A 5,969-nucleotide genomic window follows, 5' to 3' on the forward strand; every position below is an offset into this window, starting at 1 on the left:
CGATTCAGATATACCGGCCAAATTCTAATAGAAGGTACTGAGCTTTATTACTACAAAGCACGGATTTATCATCCAAAGCTAGGGCGTTTCCTCCAGACTGACCCTGTGGGTTATGAAGATCAGATGAACCTATATGCTTACGTTGGGAATGATCCGGTTAATATGAGAGACCCAACAGGGAAGTATCTAGAATCTGTCTGGGATGCTGCCAGCTTGAGTGTTGGGCTGGTATCGTTAGGAAAAAACTTGTCCCAAGGTAACTGGGGAGCTGCTGCACTTGACGCCGTTGGTGTCATTGCTGATGGAGCTGCTTTGGCATTACCTGTTGTCCCCGGAGGGGCAAGTATTGCGATTAGTGGCTCAAGAAAAGGGGCTGATTTCATTGTATCCCCCAATGGAACTACTATGCCAACAAATAAAGATTTCAATTTGGTAGATACTCAAACACCAACGAACAAAGGTGGGGATTGGATGCAAATACATAATACTCATACAGACGCAAAAGTAGACGCAAATCCACATACGCATTCACCTCAGGTTCATAATCAAAGCACTACTCGTGAGATCTCGGCAACTACAGGTGCCGATTTAGATAAAGCCGACGAAGCATTGAAAAGTGGCGCTATGAGAGAGCGTGTAAATAGAAAAGATAAAGGAGGAAGGCTGTGACCCAGTTTTGTATGGCTAGAAATGACAGTGGTCCTCTAGAGGTGGATGGATTAGCATTAAAATCACTCGATAATAATGTTTTATTTGAGGCCAAAAAGCAGTTAGCCAAAGGAAAACAAGTATGGAATGTTTTTTACAATGGCAAGGACATCGATACGTTGTGCTGTGAAGCACAAAGGAACATGAGAGATAACTCCCAGTTCAATACGACGGAACTTTACAGTTTGATTAATAAACTGATTTCTATGGAAACTGAGTTTTGGTTCTGGTATGGAGATGATTTTCTTGAGCTTGAAACTATAACCTCTTCCGAAGTGCTAAGACAGGAAATAATTAAGTCTATATCGGAGCCTCAATGTGAAGTCTATTTTCATTGGCCGACTTCAAGCTAATCGTTAAGGGCGCAAGTGTCAATTTATAACTTGCGCAATGAATTTGTATTGATTCAGGTTGAGTCCTCTACCTTAGACGTTCTGAGCACTATAGGTATTGTTTCCGGCAAGTATAACCTAGATAATCAGCAGAAGTGCTCAGGCTTAATAAGCAGTACATGCAGTTCTGACCAGCGCCGCTAAGTAGTGTCACTGGTTGATTTGATTGCTTCTACTGCTATCAGTTGCACACCTCTGCTGGTTAAAGCTGATCAGAGTGCTGTTTGGGTTGAACAGATTTGAATAAGGTAATCGAGAATACATTTTGCCAGTGAGTGATCGTGCAATCGAATGGTTGGTTTTCTACCTGACTAAACTTCGTCCCAAACTGGCAACTTTGCACTCCGGCAGTGCGTTGTTTTTAAACGATAAGGGAACACGATACCGTGCTTGCGCATTATCCGATATGGTCTCGCGGTATGTTCGGTTTTCAGGGTTTAAGCGTTCAGGCCCTTGTCACCTGTTTCGCGATGCAACAGCCACTATCATGCTGGATAACGGCGCTGATATCCGGCATGTACAAGAAATGCTGGGCCATGCTGACATTGTCAGCACACAAATCTACACCTTTGTTTCACGCTCTAAGCTTCGCGATGTGTACAATGATACACTTCCGCGTTGAGCGATAAGCGTATTTTGATTTAAAAACTAAGGTGCTTATCTGTGAAATAAAAAAAGCCGCTATCCCTAGCGGCTCTGTTTGATTATGCGGCGAGTGAAGGCTTGGAATGCTGATAGTGTCGCTTTTGGTATGCCATCAATCCCCTAAATTCTTTTTTCATATCCACCGATGCTTTCCAATGCCTTGCAAGCATGTCTTTTGAGTGGCTTTCGGTAAGATAGGTCGCCGTTTTTTGTTCAAGCGTAGGAAGCAAACCTGCACGAAGAAATGCTTTCCTTTCAGCGCCTAAACAATTGTAACGAGTTAATTTGTCTAGGACGTATCCAGCTAATGCGGCATCTTGCCCGTTAAACGAATCTACACACGGCACAAAGTCCTGATACCAAAGCGCAAGCGCAACTGACTTCAAGCTCTCGCTTGCAGTTGGCTGGTTTGGTTGTCTGACCAGAGATTCAAACTCTAGTTGTAAACTTTGATTATTCATCTCTACTGGGTGTTTTTTGAACATTTTCAAGCGTAAGTATAACGTGAACTATGTTTTGCTGCAAACTGCCTGGCGTTGCGGTGTAATCAAGCGCTTCCCGCGCAGCTTCCTTGAATTCATCGAGAGTGAAACGTCCCTTCCTATAAATCTCTACAATGTCTTTAATATCATCGGTCGCGCATCGCGAAAGTTTAGATATGGCGATATCTAACGGGCTTACAAGATAGATGTACAATTTTTGTGCTCCTTCATTAAGTGGGATAGCCCGTTCTTTATAATCAGGGAATACGACTGGCGTGATACCAATTTGGAATGTGTCGTCAAGGTCTAAATGCATATCGCCTTCGACTGGATCGGTAAAATAAACCGTATCAAGCTCCACAACCAAGCTATGCACATCAAGCATCTCAGCTGCTTCAACTTCGATATCTAAATCGTTACTTCCTCGCGCGTTTGTATACATATGTACGGCACAACCACCGAAAATATATACCTTCACCAAACCTGCTTGATCAGTTTCCGCTAACTTACCTTCAATTTCATCGTTAAGTTGCCGAAGTAACTCAAAAACTGCGTTTGACAAAGGAGTATCTAAAAATAAATCCATCGATGAGCCTTATTGACGAGTAAAACGAAATCAAGTTGTAACAGCTGTCCTAAAACGCTCCTGTATACACTGTTTAATAAAAAGGGGTATATTAAACGCAGACGATACAAAGGGAGCTTTTATGAGCAGAGAGCCCTCAAAAATGCAAAATAGGAAACGGGCAAAGTTTACGCCAAACATGGATAACTTCAAGATTAGTCTAAGCTACGAAGGTCTCTCACTAAAGAAGGAAAATGAAGAAAAAGATATTACTGAGTTGAAAAGAAAGTATTCCAGAAATCCCTAATACTCGGACTGGGATGTTGGCAAAATTTTCAAGCTGCATATACGCTCATAGTAAATTTTATGGCAGCATTCCCATGGATAGTCGGGCGTTCTTTAAAAAGGTGCGCGGTTTAGCAATTCCTTTCAAGAGTTTTTTCTCGTATATCAATAATCATTCTGGATCGTAAAGCTGATTACTCTACTACAAAGCACGGATTTATCATCCAAAGCTAGGGCGATTCCTTCAGACGGATCCGATTGGCTATGACGATGGCATGAACATGTATGCATACGTTGGAAATGATCCCATCAATGTTGTAGACCCATCAGGTCTTTGTGGGACTAGAATTAAAGGCCGAACGGCAGTTGGTTGCAAATCTTATATTTTAAAACCTGACCAGGTCTCTAATTCACAATCAGTCAATCAGAGCACACAATCAGAGAGTGGCTCATCTTCAACTTCACCTGATTTTTTAAATGATAAACATGTAAATAATGAGCTTGATAGAGCCTGGCAAGATTCGAATCCATATTCGAAAGATGTGCAAAGGGGTGAACCTGGTTCGCGTAAGTGGGAAACAGGAGGGTGGATTATTCAAAATAGGTGGACTGGTAAGTACTCGGTTACAAGAGTTAACGCTGGTACTAGAGATTCCCTTCCGGCAATGTCAAACTCCAAACCGAGTTGGTCTCTACTAACGAAACCAGTTGGGTGGTTTCATACCCACCCGAATAAAGCCTCTGAAGGATATAAGATAGGGCCTAGTACAGGAGATATAAACTTCACGAAACGTTATGCTGAAGTTCCAGGCGTTGTTGTAACCCATCAGGGAATAATTGTAATTCCATTTCCGTAGGATTTAGCTATGAGACTGTTTCTCTTTGCAATTTGTACTCTGTTATTTGGCTGTGACTCTGAATCAACTATTAATGAGAATATAGCGATGAAACAAGAGCAAATTTCGACAGACATATTGTCAGTTGTGAAAAAATACCTCAACGAAAATAAGGGTTGGGAAGATGACGATTATACCGTTCACATTGTTACTGATGGCGATGAGCTTAAGGTCTTTGAAATCATGCACAAAAGCGATATTGATTCCATTAAGGTAGGTGGCGGGCAGTCAGTGGAACTCCACTATGACGTGAAAAAAAATAAAATTGTTAGAGAACTTGGCTATCAATAGGATTTCGGTTTTTAGCCGTTACTATTGCTAAACATTTTAGAGCAGCAATACGCACTCGCAGTAGCGAAAATGCTGATCACTTGGTAACAGCAACTGTCTCAATTCACGCCAGCGCCGCTAGGAACGGTGCTTCGTCGATATGTTCATGGCATAGCAGATGACAACCCTGTTTTATGGTATGAAGGAAGTGGAACAGCCAATAAGCGTTACTTACTATCTGATGAAAAAGGTACCATAATCTCAGAGGTTGATAAGAATGGAAATGTGGTACAGACCCATCAGTATGATCCTTTCGGCCAGCCACAAAACAGCAGCGATTCCCGATTTAGGTATACCGGTCAAATTCTAATAGAAGGTACTGAGCTTTATTACTACAAAGCACGGATTTATCATCCAAAGCTAGGTCGATTCTTACAGACTGACCCAGTGGGTTATGAAGACCAGATGAACCTTTATGCTTATGTGGGTAATGATCCGGTTAATATGACTGATCCTACGGGTAAATGTATGACGGATTCTAGCGGAAACCAGAAAAGCGGCATCTGTCCAGCATCGGGCGATAGTAATGCTGCGGCGTTAGTCCAGAATAGGTTATCTGATCCTAACAGCATTGCTGGTCAGGTAGAGAAACAATTGAATGACAATGGGACTATTACATTTGTGGACACGACTGTTGTTAGCTCCGCAACCAGCTCTGTCATGACAGCTGCGCCTGATCCTTCGTTCGAGGGAATAGATGCAGCTGGTGAAGTACTTATAGGGATGGAAACCGGTAGTGTAATAGGAACTATGAATGGAGGAGCCGAAGGGCGCATTCCTTTTACAGCCACCGAAGCTTTCGAACATGAATTTTCTCATGTATTAGATTCCATCAATGGTGTTGGCAATGAAAATGCTTCAGGTGTCATAACTGCTTCTGGCGCTAGCGTGAGTGTCATAAAGGGAGGTAAGGACTTTGGTTCTAGAGAGGCAAGGGCGGTAAATAGGACAAATAATTTTAGAAGTAAAAGTAAATTGAATCGGCAAAGAACTAGATACTAAGGAGCTGGGATATGCTAAAAATCATTCTAATTTTCTTCATGTCTACTTTATCAATTTATGCTAAAGCTGATTCCTCTTTGTCATGCAAAAGTGAGATTGTAAAAAATCGCGGAAAGAGTGTTACTGAATTAGTCGATGGGGCTGAAACTATAGTTTTCGCTCGGGCCACCGCTTATGTGCATGACGATTCTAAAAAGATTTTCGCAGGATACTATATTTTTAATATTGTAGATAATATCAAAGGGGAAATGATCTCCACGATTAAAGTTTGGGGGAGAGAACCATACGAAAGAATCCCGAAGAGTTATATTGATATAACGTTAATACACAACAATTTGAATCTCGACAGCCTTTATGGGGGGGCGACTGGAATTTTATTGGTAGATGATAATTGTACTTTGGCTCCACAATTTTATATAGGATGGAATTACTTAATTTTTGACAGAATATTAAGTGAATTTTCGTACGAACCGATAAACTCTCCTTCACTCGATAAGTTTTTTAAAGCGGTATATTCAAATTCAAATAACGCTAATGAAAAATAAAAAATGTTTCTGAGACCCATCTTTTATTTTCATTATAATTAGGGAAGATGCGAATAAGTCCCCGATGTGAGATCATAGCGGTACAGTAAATCACAGCCATAAACGTCTATGAGTCAACA

General features: G+C 41.4%; 8 protein-coding genes and 2 pseudogenes. 8 read left to right on the plus strand and 2 right to left on the minus strand.

The genetic code is table 11. The features are described 5' to 3' along the window. The 3 genes and pseudogenes from V5298_RS19385 to V5298_RS19395 form a co-directional block, all read left to right on the plus strand. On the plus strand, positions 1–669 hold a 669-nt coding region (locus V5298_RS19385; protein ID WP_332933077.1), incomplete at its 5' end, for an RHS repeat-associated core domain-containing protein. Beyond that, positions 666–1,061 carry a hypothetical protein gene (locus tag V5298_RS19390; protein ID WP_332933078.1) on the plus strand — a complete coding sequence of 132 codons (396 nt, stop codon included), beginning with the start codon at positions 666–668 and terminating at the stop codon, positions 1,059–1,061. The genes V5298_RS19385 and V5298_RS19390, both read left to right, overlap by 4 nt. Positions 1,062–1,359: 298 nt before the next feature. Continuing rightward, positions 1,360–1,722: pseudogene (locus tag V5298_RS19395) on the plus strand (tyrosine-type recombinase/integrase); the annotation flags it as partial. A gap of 82 nt (positions 1,723–1,804) precedes the next feature. On the opposite strand, the gene V5298_RS19400 reads toward V5298_RS19395, so the two are convergent. Both V5298_RS19400 and V5298_RS19405 read right to left on the minus strand, forming a co-directional pair. Continuing rightward, on the minus strand, positions 1,805–2,131 hold the full coding sequence (locus V5298_RS19400; RefSeq protein ID WP_332933079.1) for a hypothetical protein: 327 nt from the start codon (positions 2,129–2,131) through the stop codon (positions 1,805–1,807). Positions 2,132–2,198: 67 nt separating this feature from the next. Beyond that, on the minus strand, positions 2,199–2,813 hold the full coding sequence (locus tag V5298_RS19405) for a DUF6036 family nucleotidyltransferase (protein WP_332933080.1): 615 nt from the start codon (positions 2,811–2,813) through the stop codon (positions 2,199–2,201). 121 nt (positions 2,814–2,934) lie between these two features. Here V5298_RS19405 and V5298_RS19410 point away from each other — a divergent pair, with 121 nt between their 5' ends. From V5298_RS19410 to V5298_RS19430, 5 genes and pseudogenes are all read left to right on the plus strand, one after another. Next, the gene (locus tag V5298_RS19410) at positions 2,935–3,099 is read left to right on the plus strand and encodes a hypothetical protein (RefSeq protein WP_332933081.1); all 165 of its coding nucleotides are present in this window, start codon (positions 2,935–2,937) and stop codon (positions 3,097–3,099) included. 184 nt (positions 3,100–3,283) lie between these two features. Further along, positions 3,284–3,934, plus strand: a pseudogene (locus V5298_RS19415) (RHS repeat-associated core domain-containing protein); the annotation flags it as partial. A gap of 87 nt (positions 3,935–4,021) precedes the next feature. Continuing rightward, entirely contained in the window at positions 4,022–4,264 is a 243-nt protein-coding gene (locus tag V5298_RS19420; protein ID WP_332933082.1) for a hypothetical protein, read from the plus strand. A 126-nt stretch (positions 4,265–4,390) separates the two neighbouring features. Beyond that, positions 4,391–5,305, plus strand: coding sequence for an RHS repeat-associated core domain-containing protein (locus V5298_RS19425; protein ID WP_332933083.1), 915 nt, complete (start codon positions 4,391–4,393; stop codon positions 5,303–5,305). Between the two features lie 11 nt (positions 5,306–5,316). Further along, entirely contained in the window at positions 5,317–5,850 is a 534-nt protein-coding gene (locus V5298_RS19430) for a hypothetical protein (protein WP_332933084.1), read from the plus strand. Positions 5,851–5,969: the final 119 nt, after the last annotated feature.

This window comes from Alteromonas sp. 14N.309.X.WAT.G.H12 (assembly GCF_036697315.1).
GTDB lineage: Bacteria > Pseudomonadota > Gammaproteobacteria > Enterobacterales > Alteromonadaceae > Alteromonas.

Bases quoted from the DNA above. Each gene is read 5' to 3' on its own strand.
- V5298_RS19410 (WP_332933081.1), top strand. From the start codon at position 2,935: ATGAGCAGAGAGCCCTCAAAAATGCAAAATAGGAAACGGGCAAAGTTT.
- V5298_RS19430 (WP_332933084.1), top strand. From the start codon at position 5,317: ATGCTAAAAATCATTCTAATTTTCTTCATGTCTACTTTATCAATTTAT.
- V5298_RS19420 (WP_332933082.1), top strand. From the start codon at position 4,022: ATGAAACAAGAGCAAATTTCGACAGACATATTGTCAGTTGTGAAAAAA.
- V5298_RS19405 (WP_332933080.1), bottom strand. From the start codon at position 2,813: ATGGATTTATTTTTAGATACTCCTTTGTCAAACGCAGTTTTTGAGTTA.